This window comes from Paraburkholderia bryophila (assembly GCF_013409255.1).
Lineage (GTDB): Bacteria > Pseudomonadota > Gammaproteobacteria > Burkholderiales > Burkholderiaceae > Paraburkholderia.
The window spans coordinates 2698939-2719102 of record NZ_JACCAS010000001.1; the positions used below are offsets into that span (position 1 = coordinate 2698939).

Annotated in this window: 19 protein-coding genes; 14 read left to right on the plus strand and 5 right to left on the minus strand. The window is 63.0% G+C overall.

All coding sequences use genetic code 11. From position 1 onward, the window contains the following. Nucleotides 1–176 precede the first annotated feature (176 nt). On the plus strand, nucleotides 177–1385 hold the full coding sequence (locus GGD40_RS11975; RefSeq protein ID WP_373565328.1) for an MFS transporter: 1209 nt from the start codon (nucleotides 177–179) through the stop codon (nucleotides 1383–1385). Between the two features lie 273 nt (nucleotides 1386–1658). Then, entirely contained in the window at nucleotides 1659–1844 is a 186-nt protein-coding gene (locus tag GGD40_RS11980) for a hypothetical protein (RefSeq protein ID WP_179707336.1), read from the plus strand. Nucleotides 1845–1931: 87 nt separating this feature from the next. Here the strand turns inward: GGD40_RS11980 and mgrA are convergent, their stop codons facing one another. Further along, nucleotides 1932–2975, minus strand: a complete 1044-nt coding sequence (mgrA, locus tag GGD40_RS11985; protein WP_035554053.1) for an L-glyceraldehyde 3-phosphate reductase — start codon at nucleotides 2973–2975, stop codon at nucleotides 1932–1934. A 235-nt stretch (nucleotides 2976–3210) separates the two neighbouring features. On the opposite strand from mgrA, the gene GGD40_RS11990 reads away from it, so the two are divergent. Beyond that, the gene (locus GGD40_RS11990; protein ID WP_035554055.1) at nucleotides 3211–3417 is read left to right on the plus strand and encodes a DUF3185 family protein; all 207 of its coding nucleotides are present in this window, start codon (nucleotides 3211–3213) and stop codon (nucleotides 3415–3417) included. Nucleotides 3418–3419: 2 nt separating this feature from the next. Here GGD40_RS11990 and GGD40_RS11995 read toward each other — a convergent pair whose 3' ends face one another. Further along, nucleotides 3420–4181 carry a phytanoyl-CoA dioxygenase family protein gene (locus GGD40_RS11995; protein ID WP_179707340.1) on the minus strand — a complete coding sequence of 254 codons (762 nt, stop codon included), beginning with the start codon at nucleotides 4179–4181 and terminating at the stop codon, nucleotides 3420–3422. A gap of 705 nt (nucleotides 4182–4886) precedes the next feature. Here GGD40_RS11995 and GGD40_RS12000 point away from each other — a divergent pair. Further along, complete coding sequence (locus GGD40_RS12000) at nucleotides 4887–5255, plus strand: hypothetical protein (protein WP_179707342.1); 369 nt, start codon at nucleotides 4887–4889, stop codon at nucleotides 5253–5255. 100 nt (nucleotides 5256–5355) lie between these two features. Here the strand turns inward: GGD40_RS12000 and metK are convergent, their stop codons facing one another. Further along, the gene (gene metK, locus GGD40_RS12005; RefSeq protein ID WP_179707344.1) at nucleotides 5356–6546 is read right to left on the minus strand and encodes a methionine adenosyltransferase; all 1191 of its coding nucleotides are present in this window, start codon (nucleotides 6544–6546) and stop codon (nucleotides 5356–5358) included. Nucleotides 6547–6823: 277 nt separating this feature from the next. Between metK and GGD40_RS12010 the strand changes: the two genes are divergently transcribed. The 9 genes from GGD40_RS12010 to hslU all read left to right on the plus strand — a co-directional run bounded on the left by GGD40_RS12010 (nucleotide 6824) and on the right by hslU (nucleotide 16318). Then, nucleotides 6824–7708 carry a lipid A biosynthesis lauroyl acyltransferase gene (locus tag GGD40_RS12010; protein ID WP_179707346.1) on the plus strand — a complete coding sequence of 295 codons (885 nt, stop codon included), beginning with the start codon at nucleotides 6824–6826 and terminating at the stop codon, nucleotides 7706–7708. Nucleotides 7709–7742: 34 nt separating this feature from the next. Then, on the plus strand, nucleotides 7743–8606 hold the full coding sequence (gene dapF / locus GGD40_RS12015; RefSeq protein ID WP_179743832.1) for a diaminopimelate epimerase: 864 nt from the start codon (nucleotides 7743–7745) through the stop codon (nucleotides 8604–8606). Nucleotides 8607–8675: 69 nt separating this feature from the next. Continuing rightward, complete coding sequence (locus GGD40_RS12020; protein WP_179707350.1) at nucleotides 8676–9407, plus strand: DUF484 family protein; 732 nt, start codon at nucleotides 8676–8678, stop codon at nucleotides 9405–9407. Between the two features lie 63 nt (nucleotides 9408–9470). After that, nucleotides 9471–10394 carry a tyrosine recombinase XerC gene (gene xerC, locus GGD40_RS12025; RefSeq protein WP_179743833.1) on the plus strand — a complete coding sequence of 308 codons (924 nt, stop codon included), beginning with the start codon at nucleotides 9471–9473 and terminating at the stop codon, nucleotides 10392–10394. Between the two features lie 91 nt (nucleotides 10395–10485). Further along, on the plus strand, nucleotides 10486–11688 hold the full coding sequence (locus tag GGD40_RS12030; RefSeq protein ID WP_179743834.1) for a class I SAM-dependent rRNA methyltransferase: 1203 nt from the start codon (nucleotides 10486–10488) through the stop codon (nucleotides 11686–11688). 202 nt (nucleotides 11689–11890) lie between these two features. Beyond that, complete coding sequence (locus GGD40_RS12035; protein ID WP_179743835.1) at nucleotides 11891–12991, plus strand: CobW family GTP-binding protein; 1101 nt, start codon at nucleotides 11891–11893, stop codon at nucleotides 12989–12991. Between the two features lie 691 nt (nucleotides 12992–13682). After that, a complete protein-coding gene (gene dksA / locus GGD40_RS12040) occupies nucleotides 13683–14102 on the plus strand; it encodes an RNA polymerase-binding protein DksA (protein ID WP_035554081.1) in 420 nt (139 codons plus the stop codon). 323 nt (nucleotides 14103–14425) lie between these two features. Then, complete coding sequence (gene hslV / locus GGD40_RS12045) at nucleotides 14426–14962, plus strand: ATP-dependent protease subunit HslV (protein WP_179707356.1); 537 nt, start codon at nucleotides 14426–14428, stop codon at nucleotides 14960–14962. A 9-nt stretch (nucleotides 14963–14971) separates the two neighbouring features. Continuing rightward, nucleotides 14972–16318 (plus strand): ATP-dependent protease ATPase subunit HslU, encoded by a 1347-nt coding sequence (gene hslU, locus GGD40_RS12050; protein WP_179743836.1) that lies wholly within the window; start codon nucleotides 14972–14974, stop codon nucleotides 16316–16318. Between the two features lie 142 nt (nucleotides 16319–16460). Here the strand turns inward: hslU and GGD40_RS12055 are convergent, their stop codons facing one another. Together GGD40_RS12055 and GGD40_RS12060 are read right to left on the minus strand one after the other, a co-directional pair. Next, entirely contained in the window at nucleotides 16461–17003 is a 543-nt protein-coding gene (locus tag GGD40_RS12055; RefSeq protein WP_035554088.1) for a response regulator transcription factor, read from the minus strand. Continuing rightward, nucleotides 17000–18310, minus strand: a complete 1311-nt coding sequence (locus GGD40_RS12060) for an ATP-binding protein (protein WP_179707358.1) — start codon at nucleotides 18308–18310, stop codon at nucleotides 17000–17002. Before GGD40_RS12060 ends, GGD40_RS12055 begins: the two co-directional genes overlap by 4 nt. Before the next feature lie 128 nt (nucleotides 18311–18438). Here GGD40_RS12060 and GGD40_RS12065 point away from each other — a divergent pair, with 128 nt between their 5' ends. Beyond that, complete coding sequence (locus tag GGD40_RS12065; RefSeq protein WP_179743837.1) at nucleotides 18439–20076, plus strand: tetratricopeptide repeat protein; 1638 nt, start codon at nucleotides 18439–18441, stop codon at nucleotides 20074–20076. Nucleotides 20077–20164 lie beyond the last annotated feature (88 nt).

The following is a 20164-nucleotide window of genomic DNA, read 5'->3' on the forward strand; positions in this document are numbered from 1 at the left end:
ACACGGCCTTTTCAGCGTATTCTTAACACCTTCGACTCACCCGCGCTCGCCAAGGAGATTGTTTCGTGACCGCGTCGCCGGAATCCCACCGGACTGCTACTTCGGCTGTTCCCCCTTCGTCTGCATCGTCCGCCTCGCCCGCCTCGTCGAGCGCGTCCACGTCCGACACGCCCGACATCGCCAGTCTCTCCTACCTCGAACGCGGCACGCGAGCCTACTGGCGCGCCAGCATCGCGCTGCTGTTCGCCGGCTACGCCACGTTCTCGCTGATGTACTGCGTGCAGCCTCTGCTGCCCTCCTTTTCAGCCGCGTTCAACGTGACGCCCGCGCAAAGCAGCCTGTCGCTGTCGGTGACCACGGCGGCGCTCGCGCTCGCCATCTTCATCGCCGGATTCGTATCGGAAGGCTGGAGCCGTCACAAGCTGATGACGATGTCGCTCACCGTGTCGGCGCTACTGACGATCGGCGTGTCGATCGCGCCGCAGTGGCATCAGTTGCTGGTATTGCGCGCGCTTGAAGGGCTCGCGCTCGGCGGCGTGCCGGCCGTCGCGATGGCGTACCTCGCCGAGGAAGTCCATCCCGACGGGCTCGGTCTCGCGATGGGCCTCTACGTCGGCGGCACGGCGATCGGCGGCATGGCGGGGCGCGTGATTACGGGCGTCGTGGCGGATCTGTTTTCATGGCGGGTGGCGATCGGCACGATCGGCGTGCTCGGCATTCTGTCGATGCTCGCCTTTCGCGCGCTGCTGCCGCCGTCGCGTCATTTCGTGCCGCGGCGTGGACTCGGTTTCGGCCATCACCGCAATGCCTTACTGAAGCAGTTCACGCGGCCTGGTTTGCCATTGCTGTTTCTGCTCGGCTTCGTGCTGATGGGCAGTTTCGTGACGCTGTACAACTACATCGGCTACCGGTTGCTCGCGCCGCCTTACCAGTTGAACCAGACGGAGATCGGTGCGATCTTCATCGTCTATCTGACGGGCGTGGTCGCGTCGCCGTGGTCGGGACGCATGGCCGATACCTTCGGCCGCGCACGCGTGCTCATGGCGAGCCTGCTGTTGATGGCGCTCGGTCTCGCCCTCACGCTGTTGCACCCGCTCGCGGCGATCGCGCTCGGCATTGCCTGCGTAACGTTCGGTTTCTTCGCCGGACACTCGGTGGCAAGCGGCTGGGTCGGACGCCTCGCGAAAGAGGCCAAGGGCCAAGCCGCTGCGCTGTATCTGCTCGCGTATTACATCGGCTCGAGCGTGGTCGGCTCTTATGGCGGCCACATCTGGGCCGACTATGGATGGAACGGTGTCGCGGGACTCGTCGGTGTGCTGCTCGTGATCGGCATGCTGGCGGCACTTCGCTTGCGTGGACATGAACGCGAACGCGCCACGGTCTGACGGCTGACGCTTCGATCCGCTCTGCATCGAAAAACCGCAAAAGGAAAGGCCAGTGTAAGCAAACGCTTCACTGTTTTCGTCCCATTTGCTGCGCCGCGCCAATCGCGGCAAGCCTTGGCGCGCCGGGTTCAGCGGCTTGCGAATAGCCGCTGCAGCGCCGCAAAGCGAAGCGATGACGGTCGAACCGTCTCCTATACTCGAATCGAGCCGGGCAGTTGCATGACGCCAACATGGCGCCGCTGCCTACGCCAGTATCAGGTTACGGAGACGACTATGACGACCTACTTCACGATCGGCGATTTCATCCTGGTGATTCCGATGGCACTAGCCGGCGCTCTGTTTGTCGGCGCGCTGCCCTGCAAGACGGAGTTTCGGCACAACGTGCTACGCGTGCTCGGCGCACTGATCGGCGTGGTCTTCGCGGTCGTGCTGGTCGAAGGTCTGCCGGCGCTGGTCTAGCGAAACCGGCGAAAAAAAGCCGCCTCACGGGCGGCTTTTTCTGTTGCTACTGCTGCGGCAACGACAACGGCATGAACGCGCCGGGGATCAGATCGCCTGATCCGTCGACGGTTTTTCCCACAGGTTGATGCCGCCTTCGGTCGCGTAGCGGTCGATCTCCGCGAGCTCGTCTTTCGAGAACGCGAGGTTCTTCAACGCGCCCACGTTTTCACGCACCTGCTCCGCACGGCTCGCGCCGATCAGCACCGAGGTCACGCGCGGGTCGCGCAACGCCCAGGCGAGCGCCATTTGCGCGAGGCTCTGGCCGCGACGCTGCGCGATGTCGTTGAGCTTGCGCACGTGCTCGATGTTCTGCTCGCTCAAATGCTCCTGCTTCAACGAACCGCCGCCCGGCTTATTGACGCGTGCGTCTTGCGGCACGCCGTTCAGATACTTGCCGGTCAGCAGACCTTGCGCGAGCGGCGTGAACGCGATCGACCCCGCGCCGACCTGCTCCAGCGTATCCAGCAACTCGTGCTCGATCCAGCGGTTGAGCATGTTGTATGCGGGCTGATGGATCAGCAGCGGCACTTTGTATTCGGCGAGCAGCTTCGCCATTTCAAGCGTCTTGCTGGCCGAGTACGACGAAATCCCGATGTACAGCGCCTTGCCTTGCTGCACGGCAGTGGCCAACGCGCCGGCGGTTTCTTCGAGCGGCGTATCGGCATCGAAACGATGCGAATAGAAAATGTCGACGTAGTCCAGACCCATGCGCTGCAGGCTCTGGTCGAGACTCGCGAGCACGTACTTGCGCGAGCCGCCGCCCTGGCCGTACGGGCCCGGCCACATGTCCCAACCGGCCTTCGACGAAATCAGCAGCTCGTCGCGATACGGCTTGAAGTCGTCCTTGAACAGACGGCCGAAGTTGGTTTCGGCGCTGCCGTACGGCGGCCCGTAATTGTTCGCGAGGTCGAAGTGCGTGATGCCGAGGTCGAAGGCCGTGCGCAGAATGTCGCGCTGCGTGGAGATCGGCGTGGTATCGCCGAAGTTGTGCCACAGGCCGATCGACAGCGCCGGCAGTTTGAGACCCGACTTGCCGCAGACGCGGTACTGCATGTCCGAATAGCGTTCTGAAGCTGCTTCGTAAGCCATTGCTTGTGTCCTTGAAGTTGAGGTTGCCCAACCAGTGCGGGCGTGAGGCAATCGCATGCTGCGGGAGGCGTACTTCGCGATGTGTCGTTCGACGTGTTGTCGACGTGTTGTTATAGACGGCTGGTCCGCTATGGTAGCCAATCGACGTGAACCGTGCAGAGGCCCAGTATGCGGGATGGACGATTGCTTGCACGTCCCCTACACTTTGCGCGGACCGAACTGATGGGAGAAGTAGATGGTGAAGGCGATTTCAATCGCGCTGATTGTCGGCGGTATCGTGCTGCTGTATTTCGGCGGACAGGCGTTCAACTCGGTGAGCAGCGAGGTCTCGCGTGTCTTCACGGGTTCGCCGACGAATAAGGCGATCATGCTGATCGTCGCCGGCGTGGCGGCCACGATCGCCGGGCTGACCGGCGTCGCGTTGTCGGGGCGCAAGCGGTAAGTTCAGAACGCCACCTCGGGCTTGGCCGCCGACCGGCTGCCCGGCAACGGCACATTGCTCGCGCCGTGATAGGTGTACACCAGTGAAAACTTCACCTGGTCGCTGAGGTTCTTGCCCGCCGAATGCAGCGTATTGCAGTGGAAGAACACCACGTCGCCGGCCTTGAGTTCGGGCGATACCGCGGTGCGAATCCATGCCTCGTTGTCCGGCAGATCGGAGCGGAAAAACTTGGCCTCGTCGAAGCGTTCAGAGGTGAACGATGCGTTGTGCGACTTCGGCACCAGCCACAGCGCGCCGTTGTCGACCGTTTCGGAGCCGAGCGCCACCCACACCGACACCAGATCGTCGCGCTCGAACGACCAGTAGCGCACGTCGCGATGCCAGCCGGTCAAGCTGCCGTACGCCGGATGCTTGGTCATCACGCAGTTGTGATGCGCCCGCGACAGGCGCGGTTCTTCACCGAAATACAACTCCATCCAGCCGCGAATTTCCGGCGCGGTCGCCCATTGCGCAAAGGCCGGCGCGCGGCCATACGCGTCCAGCAAGCGCCGCACCGTCTGGCCGCCCGGCGCATGCCTGGAATCCGGCGCGCCGGGGTATTTCAGATCGGCTTCGAACTCGATTGGCGCCGCGGCTTCGTGCAACTGGCGCTGTGCAATCTGCTTCAACTCATCGCAACGCTCGGGCGACACCAATCCGGGCACCACGACAAAACCCTGCTCCCGCAACGTCTGAATCTGCTCTTTCTTCGAATGAAGTGACATGGTGTTCCGTTACCGTCGACTAGCTGATCCCTCGATTGTAAAGCGGGCGCGATCGGACGGTGCGCAGTTTCGCCGTGCGGAAGGACGTAGCGCAAATTTGTCGACGAGTGAGGTGACCTGACCACATAGAACCGTGTCTCCCTCATCCGCATTCGCCCACTGTCCGTTCGAAAATCGAATGGCCCGTTTGCCACGAGGTTAGAGTGAAATCGAATTACTTCACAGACGTAATGAACCACGATCGGGTATTCCAGAATCAATCCAAAAATGCCTGAGGATTAATCATTCAATACGAATGGATTAAGAATCTGCGATTTCTCGTAGCGAATCCTAGGTGCGCACCGCGTCACCCGCGACGCGGCAAAATGCCCGCACGCCAAATGGGCAAACACGCACGATAATCGGTCGCAACGGGCGCGACCCCGTCGACGCGCACCATTGCTTCACTCCGTAAAAACCCCGATTCGCAGGGTAAAAACCGACTTTCTGACGTCATGAATCACGTGTAGCCTGCATACATGTTTAACGCCATTCCCGCACTAGCGCGCCGCATACTGGCCGCTAAGGCCAATATCACCGGCCTCCGTGCCTTTTCCGATCAAATCCCGGGCATTCGCGCCGTTCCTTGCGACATTGTCATTGGCACATTTGCTGCTCTGACTGACGCACCTTCCGACACGCGTCGCGTTGCCCACTTGTGAAGCCATGCATACTCTTCTGAATACCCGCCTTACCCGCGCCGCGCTGAAAGCGGCGCGTCCGGCGCGCCGCCACGTCGTGCGCGCGCTGCGCCACCATGCCACGCGCACCCGCGCGATGGGTGAACAATGGCGCGATGCCAAGGCGGTCGACGGCATTCGCACCTGGTTCCACACGTTCTTCTCCGCCCTGCGTCTGCAAGGCAGTTCGCGACGTTTTTCGCTGCGCACGCTGCTGCGTAAGCCGACGCCGCTGCGCCTCGCCGCCCCGCAACTCGCGCCGGTTGCCGCGCCGCAAAACACGAGCCGCCGTCCGCGCCGCATGTCGACGAACGGCAGCACCGGCTGGTTCGCGTTCGCGTTTGCGAGCCGTTAAACGCGCAAGCAAAGCAGTTCGCCCCAACCCGCGCACAAGCAATAAAAAACCCCGCCAGGCTCACACCCGGCGGGGTTTTTCTTAAGCGAACAGCTCGCGCTTATTCAGCCAGCGCGGCGACCGGTTCCGTACCGGCAGCTTCGGCGAGCGTCAAAGCCTTGTCCGTGGATTCCCACGTGAATTCCGGCTCTTCGCGGCCGAAGTGACCGTAAGCCGCGCTCTTCTCGTAGATCGGGCGCAGCAGGTCGAGCATCTGGATGATGCCCTTCGGACGCAGGTCGAAATGCTCCTGCACGAGACGCGTGATCGTCGCATCCGACACGCGGCCCGTGCCGAACGTGTTGACCATCACCGAAGTCGGCTGGGCGACGCCGATCGCGTACGACACCTGAATCAGGCAGCGCGACGCGAGGCCGGCGGCCACGATGTTCTTCGCGACATAACGGCCGGCGTAAGCCGCCGAACGATCGACCTTCGACGGATCCTTGCCCGAGAACGCGCCGCCGCCGTGCGGTGCAGCGCCGCCGTACGTATCGACGATGATCTTGCGGCCCGTCAGGCCGCAATCGCCTTGCGGACCGCCAATCACGAACCGGCCGGTCGGGTTCACGAGGAACTTGATGTCGCCCTTGATCAGCTCGGCCGGCAGCGTCGGCTTGATGACTTCTTCGATCACGGCTTCGCGCAGCGTGGCCAGCTCGATATCCGGCGAATGTTGCGTGGACAGCACCACGGTGTCGATCGAATGCGGCTTGCCGTCGACGTAGCGCACGGTGACCTGTGACTTCGCATCCGGACGCAGCCACGGCAGACGGCCGTCGCGGCGCAGATTCGCCTGACGTTCCACCAGACGGTGCGACAGGTGGATCGGCAGCGGCATCAGTTCCGGCGTTTCTTCGCACGCGTAACCGAACATCAGGCCCTGGTCGCCGGCGCCTTGATCGAGGTTGTTGTCGTGCGCGCGGTCCACGCCTTGGGCGATGTCCGGCGATTGCTTGTCGTAAGCGACGAGCACCGCGCAGCCGCGGTAGTCGATACCGTATTCGGTGTTGTCGTAGCCGATGCGCTTGATCGTATTACGCGCGACCTGGATGTAATCGACGTTCGCGGTGGTGGTGATTTCACCCGCCAGCACGACCAGACCCGTGTTGCACAGCGTTTCCGCTGCGACGCGCGAGTACTTGTCTTCGGTCAGGATGGCGTCGAGGATCGCGTCCGAAATCTGATCCGCGACTTTGTCGGGATGGCCTTCGGAGACGGATTCGGAAGTGAAGAGATAGTCGTTTGCCACGTTGCAGACTCCAGTTGTGTGGTTACGGTTGAGTTTCACGTAGCCAGCTTCGGGAGCCTTGAAGCGGCGACGCTTTAGCGGAATACCTTACTGGCTGGGGCCTATCACGTGGATCGCACCCGCCAGCTTCGCCCCGCAAGTTGTCTATTAACTCGGCGAAGCACTTATTATAGCGACTTCCTTTGTTTGTCACAGAGTGTCCACCCGTGTTGCATTTCGACCCGATCCAGAATTTCTTGAGTAAACCGTCGCGCGACGCCCTGAACGGAGGGACGGCATGCTGAGTCTGCTTGGCGGCCATCTGGCGATCGGCCTGCTCAAATTTCTGGCACTACTGCCTTACGGTTTCGTGGCACGACTGGGCGACGGACTTGGCTGGCTGCTTTATCAGATTCCCAGCAATCGCAAGCGCGTCGTCCACATCAACCTGAGCCTGTGTTTCCCGGAGTGGAGCGCGGAGCACCGCGAAGAGATCGCGCAGAAACACTTCCGCCACGCGATCCGCAGCTACGTGGAGCGCAGCGTCCAGTGGTTCGGCTCGGCGGAGAAGTTGAAGAAACTCATTCAGGTGGACAGCGAGGTCGACCTGCTGGATCCGGACATGCCGCCCACGCTGTTGCTTGGCGCGCATTTCGTCGGCATCGAGGCCGGCTCCGTGTTCATCAACTACTCGCTGCACCGGCAGTGCGGCGCGCTCTACCAGCCGATGTCCAACAAGGTGCTCGACGACGTGGCGAAAGCGGCTCGCGGCCGCTTCGGCTCCGACATGGCGAGCCGCGCCGACAGCGCTCGCATCGTGCTGCGCTGGCTGCGCGACCGCAAGCCGGTGATGCTGGGCGCCGACATGGACTACGGCATGCGCAACTCCACCTTCGTGCCGTTCTTTGGCGTACCCACCTGCACGCTCACCGCGGTGGGCCGACTGGCGGAAGTCGGGCATGCACAGGTCGTACCGTTCATCGGCGAGGTGCTGCCGAACTACAAGGGTTACCGGCTGAAGGTATTCAAGCCGTGGGAGAACTACCCCACCGGCGACGACGAAGCGGACGCCCGTCGCATGAACGCCTTCCTGGAAGAGCAGATTCCGCTGATGCCCGAGCAGTACTACTGGGTGCACAAGCGCTTCAAAACCCGGCCGCCGGGCGAACCCAGCGTGTATTGAACGCAGGCGCGGGCGCGTCACTTACAATAGCGTGATGAAACTGAAATTCACCAAAATGCACGGCGCGGGCAACGACTTCGTCGTGCTCGACGGCTACACCCAACCGGTCAACCTGACGCCGGCGCAGGTGCGCGCGCTCGCGGACCGGCATTTCGGCGTCGGCGCCGACCAGTTGTTGCTGGTGGAAAAGCCCACCATCGCAGGCGTCGACTTCAGATATCGCATCTTCAATTGCGACGGCGGTGAAGTCGAACATTGCGGCAACGGCTCGCGCTGTTTCGTGAAGTTCGTTCACGACACGGGTCTGACCGACCAGCGCACGGTGCGTGTGCAGGTACAGAACGGCACTCTCACGCTGACCATGCAGGAAAACGGCGAGGTGCTGGTCGACATGGGCGCGCCGGTGTTCGACCCGGAGCGCGTGCCGTTCGCCACCAAGGGCCTCGAAGGCCGTCGCGAAGGCGCGGACACGCTGTGGCCGCTCGACGTAAACGGCACGACGCGCTGGATTTCAGTCGTGTCCATGGGCAATCCGCACGCGGTCCAGGTGGTCGACGACGTCGAAGCGTTTCCGGTGCTGGTCGAAGGCCCGGTGATCGAGCGTCACGCGCGCTTTCCGCAGCGCGTGAACGCGGGCTTCATGCAGATCGTCGGCCGTAGCGAGATCAAGCTGCGTGTGTTCGAGCGCGGCGCCGGCGAAACGCTGGCGTGCGGCACGGGCGCGTGCGCGGCGGTCGCGGCCGGAATCCGGCGCGGTTTGCTCGAAGCGCCGGTGCTTGTGCATACGCATGGCGGCAAGCTGACCATCACGTGGGACAGTGCGAAAGCCGACGAGCCGTTGCTGATGGCCGGCCCTGCGGCGACCGTCTTCGAAGGCGAGATTGAGCTGGCCGATTAGTTAGCTGCCTGAATCCATTGACCGAAGCGCCGCCCCAAGGCGTCGCCCCGTAGTCCTTTAGCCGAAACCATGAACGATCGCGAAGTCGCCGAATACCTGCTCGCCAACCCCGAATTCTTCGCCGACCACGCGGAGACACTCGCGACCATCCGGCTCGCGAACCCGCACGGCAAAGCCGCGGTGTCGCTGCAGGAACGGCAGATGGAAATGCTGCGCGACAAGAACAAGCATCTCGAACGCCGCCTCGCCGAACTGCTGCGCTACGGCCACGAGAACGACAGCATCGCGTCGAAATTCAACCGCTGGACCATTCGCGTGATGGCCGAGCGCGATCCGTACGCGTTGCCGCGCACGATCGCCACCGGTTTGCGCGATATCTTCGACGTGCCGCAAGCCGCGCTGCGCGTGTGGGACGTGGCCGAGCCTTATGCACAAGCCGACTTCGCGCGCCACGTCGGTGAAGAAGTGCGGATTTTCGCCAATAGCCTGACCACGCCGTATTGCGGCGCGAACACCGGCTTCGAAGCGGCGCAGTGGCTGGTGCCGTCCGCGAATGCGACGACTGCCGCGCCTGAAGAAAGCGCGTCCGGCGCAGCGCCGTCCGAAGCCGCGCACGTCACCGAGTCGATCGCGCTGCTCGCGTTGCGCGACCCCGAGGGCAAGGAAGAAGCACCGACCTTCGGCCTGCTGGTGATGGGTTCCGCCGACGCGCGCCGCTTCCACGACGGCATGGCGACCGATTTCCTGACGCAGATCGGCGCGCTGGCCAGCGCCGCGCTGAGCCGTTTGCTGCCGCGCTGAGCGCCGATCGTGCAACCGATCCGCTACCGCCGCCCAAGCCGCCCCAGCCGCTAAAAGCCCATCGTGACCGAAACCGACCCGATCGCCGCCTATCTGTCGAATCTCGAACATGAGCGGCGGCTGTCGGCGCATACGCTACGCGCTTATACCCACGAACTCGACGAACTTCGGCTGCTGGCCAAAGGTCGGCCGCTGCAAAGCCTGACCGCGGTGGATATTCGCGGCGCTGTGTCCCGCGCGCATTCGGGCGGCCTGACGGCGCGTTCGATCAGTCACCGGCTGTCGGCATGGCGCGCGTTTTACCGCTGGCTCGCCGGCCGCGTCGATCTGCCGGCCAACCCGGTCGCGACCGTGCGCGCGCCGAAGCAGCCGAAAACGCTGCCCAAAGCGCTGTCCGTCGACGACGCCACGCGCCTGATGGAAAGCCCACCGCCCGCATCGCTCGAAGGGTTGCGCGATCATGCAATGCTCGAACTGTTCTACTCGTCGGGTCTGCGACTGTCGGAACTGGTCGGCCTCGACGCCCGCTTCGCCGATGCCGACGGCTACCGCTCCGCCGGCTGGCTCAAGCTGGATGCCGCCGAAGTCGAAGTGCTCGGCAAGGGCAACCGGCGCCGCATCGTGCCGGTCGGCCGCAAAGCGCTGGAGGCATTGAATGCGTGGCTCGCGGTGCGCGACCAGATGGTGAAGCACGATCCGCATCCGCTGTTTCTGTCGGCGCGCGGCAACCGGCTGTCGCCGAACGTGACGCGCGAGCGCGTGAAACGCGCGGCGCTCGCCGCCGGCATTCCCGCCAACGTACATCCGCACGTGTTGCGGCATTCGTTCGCCACGCATGTGCTGCAGTCGAGCGGCGATCTGCGCGCGGTGCAGGAACTGCTCGGCCATGCCAGCATCACCGCCACGCAGGTCTATACCGCGCTCGATTTCCAGCATCTCGCGCTCGTCTACGACAAGGCGCATCCGCGCGCCAAAAAACGCGACTGATTCCGCTCGTTGTGGCGGTTCGCAGTCTCCGGTTTCGCTTCACTCGCCGCGTGCGTCTTGCCGCGCGGCTTAATGCTCTGCTGACACCCTGATGAATATCGTTACGCTCAAACCGTCGAAAGAAAAGTCGCTGCTGCGCCGCCATCCGTGGGTCTATGCCAACGCGATCGACCGCGTCGACGGCAATCCCGCGCCCGGCGTCACCGTGCTGGTGCGCGCGCACGACGGCCGCTTCCTCGCGCGCGCCGCCTACAGCCCGCATTCGCAGATCCGCGCGCGGGTGTGGAGCTTCGACGAAAGCGAGCCGATCGATCACGCGTTCTTCAAGCGCCGCGTGCAACGCGCGCTCGCGCATCGGCAGACGATGGTGCACGACACCGGCGCGGTGCGGCTGATTTTCGGCGAAGCGGACGGCCTGCCCGGCCTGATCGTCGACCACTACGTCGCCGAAGACGAAGGCCAGCGCAGCCAGTTGGTTTGCCAGTTCATGGCGGCGGGCGTCGAGGCGTGGAAGGATGCGATCGTCGCCGCACTGGCCGACGCGACCGGCTGCCCGAACGTCTACGAGCGCTCGGATGTGTCGATCCGCCAGAAGGAAGGACTCGAGCAGATCACCGGCGTGCTGGCGGGCGAAGCGCCGTCGGACGCATTGATCGCGAGCGAAAACGGCGTGCGTTATCACGTCGACGTACGCAACGGCCACAAGACAGGTTTCTACGTCGATCAACGCGACAACCGCCTGCTGGTGCAGCAGCTTGCGCAGGATCGCGAGGTGCTGAACTGCTTCTGCTACACCGGCGGCTTCTCGCTGGCGGCGTTGAAGGGCGGCGCCAAAAGGGTGGTGTCAATCGATTCGTCCGGCGACGCGCTAGCGATCGCGCAGCAGAACGTCACGGCCAACGGCTTCGACGCTGAACGCGCAACGTGGCTCGACGCCGACGCCTTCAAGACGCTGCGCCGTCTGTACGACGAAGGCGAGCGCTTCGACCTAGTCGTGCTCGATCCGCCGAAATTCGCGCCGTCGAAAGAACACGTGGACCGCGCGTCGCGCGCTTACAAGGACATCAATCTGACCGGTCTGAAGCTGCTGCGCCCGGGCGGCCTGCTGTTCACCTACTCGTGCTCCGGCGCGATCGACTCCGAGCTGTTCCAGAAGATCGTCTCCAGCGCGGCCGCCGACGCACGCGTCGACGCGCGGATTCTCAAGCGACTCGGCGCCGGCGTGGATCATCCGCTGCTCACCGCGTTCCCGGAAGGCGAATACCTGAAGGGCTTGCTGTTGCAAATCGCCTGATCGCCCATAGCTTCAGGGTTATTTCGCGCGCCGGCACTGCTTTGTGCTCGGGCGGTTGAAAAGCAGGCTTGAAACCGCCCGCCTGCACCGGCTTGACAGATATGTTTCAATAACCGGCTAGACAAGGCTGCGCGCCATCCGGCCGCCGCGCCTGGTCCAAGCCCCCGATTACGCACGTTTCACGAACATACAGGCGACCCTCATGATCCCAGTCACCATCCTCACCGGCTTTCTCGGCAGCGGCAAAACCACCCTGCTCAAGCGCATCCTGGACGAAAAGCACGGCATGAAGATCGCCGTGATCGAGAACGAGTTCGGCGAAGAGAACATCGACAACGAAATTCTCGTGCAGGACACGACCGAGCAGATCATTCAGATGAGCAACGGCTGCATCTGCTGCACGATCCGCGGCGACCTCGCGCGCGTGCTGGGCGATCTGGCGGCGAAGAAGCAGGCCGGCGAAGTGGATTTCGACCGCATCGTGATCGAAACCACCGGCCTCGCGAATCCGGGTCCGGTCGCGCAGACCTTCTTCATGGATAACCAGATCGCCGACGAATTCCTGCTCGACGCGATCATCACGCTGGTCGACGCGAAGCACGCGAACCATCAACTGGACGAACACGAAGTAGTGCAGCGCCAGGTCGGTTTCGCCGACCGCCTGTTCATCACCAAGGCCGACCTGGTCGACGAACAGCACGTGGACGCGCTGCGCCACCGTCTGCTGCACATGAACCCGAGGGCGCCGATCAAGGTCGTCAATTTCGGTGAAGCGGACATCAAGGAAATCTTCGACCTGCGCGGCTTCAACCTGAATTCGAAGCTCGAAATCGACCCGGACTTCCTCGCCGAAGACGAACACGCGCACAGCCACGCTCACGCGCACGACGAGCACGGCCATACGCAGGGGCACGACGACCACGATCACGCCGACTGCGATCACGACCACGGCAAGTGCGATCACGAAGGCCACGATCACGCGAATCACCACCATGCGCACCACGACGACAAGATCAAGTCGTTCGTCTACCGCAACGATCGTCCGTTCGATCCGAACAAGCTGGAAGACTTCCTCGGCGGCATCCTGCAGATCTACGGCGAACGCCTGCTGCGCTACAAGGGCGTGCTGTATATGAAGGGCGTCGACCGTAAAGTCGTGTTCCAGGGCGTGCATCAGATGATGGGCAGCGATCTGGCCGCGAAATGGCAGCCGATCGAAAAAAAGACCAACAAGATGGTGTTCATCGGCATCGAACTGCCGCAAGACCTGATCACCGACGGTCTGGACGCCTGCCTCGCATAACGCCCGGCCGAGGGCGCCGGCAAACGCCCGCGCCCCGACGGCGCTGCCGCGCGCACGACAGTGTGGACGCGGCACGCGCCGTGCTATTGGGCTCTTGAATACGCGTGCTGCATGACGCGCGGCGCGGCAATCCTCTGCTGAATACGAGCGGACGGCGGCCGAAAGCCCACTGAAATGTCGGGCGTGTGAAAAGCACGTGAAAACCCTGCTGTATTAAAGCGTGCACGACCATCGCTTTTTGGTCTGGCGCGCGTTATATTTTCGGGATATCCGGGGCGCCACCGGGGATTTTCACGAGATGCGGTGCCGGATTGTGATTCAGTTACAATACGTGCCCACTGGAGAATGACAACGAATTGCCCGGTCAGCGCGTATCCCGCGCCGGGCCTGAAACGGCGCCGGAAAATCTTGTCCGGAAATACGCCGACAATGCCGGCTGGCAGCGCCTGATAAAGGCGCGCTGCCGGCAAGCAATGCCTCAGGAGCATTTGAGAATCGGTTTCCAGAGGAGTTCGGCCCCGCATAGGCGCTGCGACGCCACGGCGTGTGGGCGCCAGGCGCTTCGGCGTCACGACAGTCCATCGTCGTCCGTGCCTGCCCTGCGCTCAGCGTCTTCAAGGCGCCTTTGCGGGCAATACGAAAGTGCGGGCACTATGTAAGAGTTTTGCCTCACATTGAAGAAGTAAGCCAGATGACGACGAAACGACTCTTGACCGAAGCCGAAATCCTGAAGATGAGCGACAAGGATTACATGAATGCGGATCAGCTCGCTTTCTTCAAGAACAAGCTCGAACAGCTGCAAGCGGACATTCTCCGCAATGCCGGCCAGACGACCGAGAACCTGCGCGAAACCGTAATCGTGCCGGACCCGGCCGACCGCGCCACGATCGAAGAAGAGCATGCGCTCGAACTGCGCACGCGCGACCGCGAACGCAAGCTGCTGAAGAAGGTGCAGCAATCGATCGCGCGCATCGATTCGGGCGACTACGGCTGGTGCGAAGAGACCGGCGAGCCGATCGGCATTCCGCGTCTGCTCGCACGGCCCACGGCTACCCTGTCGCTCGAAGCGCAGGAGCGCCGCGAACTGCGCCAGAAGCTGTTCGGCGACTGAACGCCTGCGGCGCGGCTTCGGCTCCGCGCCCTCAAACGCTGCTTCGTCGAGAGGCGCACGGTGATCCGTGCGCCTTTTTTCTTTTGTGCGACGCTTTCATGCGTTCACTGTCAGCCCGGCCTTGCGCCGAAACACCGTTTTTTGTCCTATGCCTTTTGCCGGCTCTTGATATGACCGCGTACGCCCTAAAATAAACCGGACATGCGCTGCACGAGCGCGCGCCAGGCCGGTTGACCCCAGCGCCGCGCGCCGTCCGCTTTCAGGATTCATGCGGTGGCGCATTGTGCTGCCGCGTCCTACCCGTTTTGCAAAGAGGAACGCATATGGAGCAATTTCACGGCACGACGATCGTCTCCGTGCGGCGCGGCGACAAGGTCGCGCTCGGCGGCGACGGCCAGGTGACGCTGGGCAACATCGTCATGAAAGGCGGTGCGAAGAAGGTCCGGCGCATCTACAACGGCAAGGTGCTGGTCGGCTTCGCCGGCGGCACGGCAGACGCCTTCTCGCTGCTCGACCGCTTCGAAGCGAAGCTGGAAAAACATCAGGGCAACCTCACGCGCGCGGCCGTCGAACTCGCGAAAGACTGGCGCACCGACCGCATGCTGCGCCGGCTCGAAGCCATGCTGATCGCCGCGGACGCGACCACTACGCTCGTCATCACCGGTAACGGCGACGTGCTCGATCCGGAAGGCGGTATCTGCGCAATCGGTTCGGGCGGCTCGTACGCACAAGCCGCCGCAATCGCGCTGGCTCAGAACACCGACATGTCGCCCCGCGAAATCGTGGAGAAGTCGTTGGCAATTGCCGGCGACATGTGCATCTACACGAACCATAACCGCGTCATCGAGACGATCGAGTAAGGACCCACGATGAGCACCATGACCCCCGCCGAGATCGTCTCGGAACTCGACAAACACATCATCGGCCAAGGCCGCGCGAAAAAAGCGGTGGCCGTGGCGCTGCGCAATCGCTGGCGGCGTCAGCAGGTTGAAGATCCGCTGCGCCAGGAAATCACGCCCAAGAACATTCTGATGATCGGACCGACCGGCGTCGGCAAAACCGAAATCGCGCGGCGTCTGGCGAAACTCGCCGACGCGCCGTTCATCAAGATCGAAGCGACCAAGTTCACCGAGGTCGGTTATGTGGGCCGCGACGTCGACAGCATCGTGCGCGATCTGATCGAAATCTCCGTCAAGCAAACACGCGAAACGGAAATGCGCAAAGTGCGCACCAAGGCCGAAGATCAGGCCGAAGACCGCATCCTCGATATTCTGTTGCCAAGCGCCCGCCCGGTGGGTTTCGGTGCGAGTTCGAACGTCATCGACACCGCGGACGAAGGCAGCACCACGCGCCACACGTTCCGCAAGCGTCTGCGTGAAGGCCTGCTCGACGACAAGGAAATCGAACTCGACGTCGAACAACCGCAAGCGGGCATGGACATCATGGGGCCGCCGGGCATGGAAGACATGACCGAGCAGATCCGTTCCATGTTCGCGAACATCGGCGGCGGCAAGAAAACGCGTCGCAAGCTGAAGGTGAAGGAAGCGCTGAAGGTTCTCACCGACGAAGAAGCCGGCAAGATGCTGAACGAGGAAGAGGTGAAAGCCAAGGCGGTGCAGAACGTCGAGCAGAACGGCATTGTGTTCCTCGACGAGATCGACAAGATCGCGTCGCGCGCCGAAGCCGGCGGCGGTGAAGTGTCCCGTCAGGGCGTGCAGCGCGATCTGCTGCCGCTGGTGGAAGGCACTACGATCAACACCAAGTACGGCATGGTGAAGACCGACCACATTCTGTTCATCGCGAGCGGTGCGTTCCATCTGGCCAGGCCGAGCGATCTGATCCCGGAACTGCAAGGCCGTTTCCCGATCCGCGTCGAACTGGACTCGCTGTCGGTGAACGACTTCGAATCGATCCTGGTGTCTACGGACGCGAGCCTCGTCAAGCAATACCAGGCCCTGCTCGCCACGGAAGACGTGCACCTCGAATTCGCCGACGACGGCATTCGCCGCCTGGCCGAGATCGCGTACTCGGTGAACGAGAAGACCGAGAACATCGGCGCACGCCGCTTGTACACGGTGATCGAAAAGCTACTCGAAGAAGTTTCGTTCGCGGCCGGCAACCACTCGGGCAAGACGGTGCAGATCGACGCGGCGTATGTGGATCGCGCGCTGAACGAAGTAGCGGAAGACGAAGACCTGTCGCGCTACGTGCTGTGATGCGGATGCCGATATCGCACTGATGATTCGCGTGCAGATTGCTTGACGTAGATCAGACGTGAATCGCAAGAAAAACGGGCTGCCCTTAACCAGGCAGCCCGTTTTTTTCGCCCCGTCGAAACGCGAGCGAAGCTGTGACCGCTTACTGTTTGACCGGCCGCTTGGCCAGCTTGCGCTGCAACGTCCGTCGATGCATGTTCAACGCCCGCGCCGTCGCCGAAATATTGCCGCCGTGCTCGGCGAGCACACGTTGAATATGCTCCCACTCCAGACGCGCAACCGAAAGCGGTGTGGGATGTTCGATCGCCTCTTCCGCCTGCAGCGCGCTCGCTTCGCTTTGCAGCGCCGACAGAATCGTTTCGACGTTAGCGGGCTTGGCGAGGTAGTTGTCCGCGCCGTCTTTCACTGCCTGCACCGCCGTGGCGATACTGGCGTAGCCGGTCAGCACCAGCATGCGCGCGTCGGGCTGCAGATCGCGTAAAGGCGCGACAAGCGTCAGACCGGAGTCGCTGCCGAGATGCAAATCCACGGTGATCTGGCTGAACTTCTGCTGATTCGCCAGCTTGATCGCCTCGTCCGCGTTGTGCGCTTCGCTCACCGTATAACCGCGCCGCGTCAGACCGCGAGCGAGGATGCCGGAGAACACCTCATCGTCGTCGATCACCAGAAAATTCATTTCGCTCATGCCTGTTTCTCCGTGTTGGATGGCGCGCTGCCTTGACGGCCCACGCCTGATAATTTGCGCCCGGCGAGCGGCAGCTTCAGAAGCGCTCGCGTGCCACGCGGCTTGATCGGGCTGACGTCGGTCAGTTCGATCGCCCCTCTCAAACGCGCCGCCGCCGAAAAGGCCAGATAGAGGCCCACGCCATGTCCGCCTTGCGTGCTCTCCACCGGCATCGCGCCGAGCGAGCCACGCAGCGCGGCGGGAATGCCGGGGCCCGCGTCGCAGACTTCGAAGACGATCTGGTCGCCGCGCGCCGCCAGCGTGCAGGCCAGCGTCACGTGATCGCGGCTTGCACGCGCGGCGTTGTCGAGCAGAATCGTGAGAATCTGACTCACGGCTACCGTATCGTCAAGACTGACCTCGGGCGGCGGCACACCGATCCGCTCGAATTTCACATGCGGATGACGCAAGCGCCACTGCTCGCCAAACGATTCAAGCCATTCGCCGACCGGCTGCCGGCTTGTGGTCGTCGATGCACGGCTGCGCAATCTGGCCAGCGCCGACGTGCACAACGACATCTGCTGCTCGAGCAACTCGATGTCGGCGCTGTAGGGCGCGAGCCCTTTGTCGGTGCGTGCCGCGTCGCGTAATTCTTCGGACAACATTGCAATTGTAGACAGTGGCGTGCCGATTTCGTGCGCGACGGTGGCCGCCTGCACACCCAGCGCGACCGCACGCTCGTCATGAAGCAAGCGCTGCTGCGCATCTCCGAGCGCTGCGTCACGTAGTCGCAGCGCGCGCGACATACGTGCGACGAACCATGCAATCAGTCCTACGCTGACCATGAAGTTCACCCACATGCCGGCGCGGTAGTAGTCGAAAAGGTTGGCGGGATTGTCGAGATTGAGCGGCACGGAATCGAAACCGAGTACCGCGTAGCAGGCCACGGCGAATGCCGCGAGCCACGCCATCAGATGCCATGGCAACACCGCCGCGGCAATGGCCAGCGAAGGCAGATAGAGCGAGACAAACGGATTGGTGGTGCCGCCCGAGAGGAACAGCAGCGCGGACAACGCGCCCAGATCGACCCAGATCTGGCCGAACAGCTCCATGTTGGATTCGGGCCGCTGTTGTGACACGCGCCACCACGTGAGTCCGTTGAAGATCACTTCGAGCGCAATCACGAGCAGCATGGCGGGCAACGGCAGGTGCACGCCGATAAAGATCTGCACGACCGCGATGGTCACCAGCTGTCCGATGATGGCCAGACTACGCAGCCAGAACAGATGACCCAGATTGACGCGACCGGTGTTGGTTATTCGATGCATGACTTGAGTGTACCTGTTCAGACTAGTCCGACTTACTGCGCAGCCTCGCGTAGGTACCATGGATTTTTTGCGATAGCGACGCGCGGACCGATCCTTCGGCATCGGCTCTTCCGGCGCACCACTCTTCCATGCTACCTACCTCTGACTGCGAGGCTGAAGCCTCATCAGCTTTCCTGACTTTTCTGCGGCATGCTGCCGCAGCCCGCCAAAACAGCACGGCCCATACCGAAGCCCGATGGCTCGACGCCGCAGGCCAGTTGCATCCGCTCGACGACGAGTCGCTTGAAACGCTCATCGCCGCCTTGCTTGAGCAGGCCCGTCACGGCGAGGCGATCGAACTCGCCGCCATTATTGCCCAACTCGATTCGCGTCGCGCTTTGACCCATTTCCGTCTCGGCTACGTTTTGCAAATGGCGAACCGGCATGGCGAGGCCATTGCCGCGTACCGCCGCGCACTTGCCATCGATCCGACTTTGCCCCGACTGCGCAGCAATCTCGCCTGTGCATTGATGCTGACCGGGGGCGACCCGAACGAGCAGCTTGCGCTGCTGGAAAGCGCGGTGCGAGATGAACCCGGCGAAGGCGACACCTGGACGAATCTCACCCATGCTTATCGCACCGGCATGAACCTGCCGCGCGCGCTTGAGGCCGGCGCGAGAGCCGTGCAATGTGCGCCGCTCAGCCCGCTGGCGCACAACAACTATGCGCTGGCGCTACGCGAAGCGCAACGCTGGGCAGAGGCCGAACAGGCCACCCAAACCGCCTGCGCAATCGCCCCCACGAATGCGACGATGCGCTCGAATCTCGCCATGCTGCAGTTGATGCGCGGCGATTACCCAAACGGCTGGCAGTCGCATGAGTCTCGCTGGGACGGCTCGGCGGAACTCGGCGGCAACCGCCCCGCGATACCGGCGCCGATATGGCGCGGCGAACCGCTCGCCGGTAAGACGCTACTGGTCTGGGGCGAGCAAGGCATGGGCGACGTGCTGCAGTTCAGCCGCTATATTCCGATGCTGGCCGACCGCGTGCATCGCGAGGGCGGGCGCGTGATCTGGAATTCGTTTCCGCAGATGGGCGCACTGCTCGCGCGCAGTCTCGGTCGGTACGTAGACGGTTACTCAACCGGCGTCGATCTGGAATCGCTGAGGCCGTTCGACTATGAGATTCCGTTGCTGAGTCTGCCGTTGATCTTCGGCACACGCGCCGAAACGATTCCGGCTGCCGCGCTGTATCTGCATGCTGACGACGCGACCAGCCAATCGTGGCGTCAGAGGCTGGCGGGCGAGACGCGGCTGAAAGTCGGGCTGACATGGACCGGCAGCCTCGGCCATCAGCGCAATCCGTTCCGGCGGGTCGGCTGGGAGCGCTACGCGGCTCATTTCGGCGGGATGCAAAACGTAGCGTTCTATTCGTTGCAGGCGGGTGCTGATGCCGACGTGGCGGCAGCTCGAAACGCCGGCTTGCCCATGACCGATCACACCGCTGAATTCGCCACCTTCGACGACACCGCCGCCTTCGTGAGCGCGCTCGACCTCGTCATCACGGTATGCACGTCGACGGCGCATTTGAGCGGCGCGCTCGGCCAGCGCACCTGGGTGCTGCTCGACGTCAATCCGCACTGGGTCTGGCTGCTCGATCGCCGCGACAGCCCCTGGTATCCGAGCGCCGCGCTGTACCGGCAACCGCAGTTCGGCCAGTGGGAACCGCCGCTGGAGGCCGTCGCCCGTGACCTGAGCGCACTCGCGGCGGGGTATCGCGCGTCATAAGCCCGTTACGGACGGGCCACGAGCGCTTCGTAAGCGGGCTATCGACGAATCGTCCGCGAATCCTGGGCGCCGTCGTCAACCCGCCGCC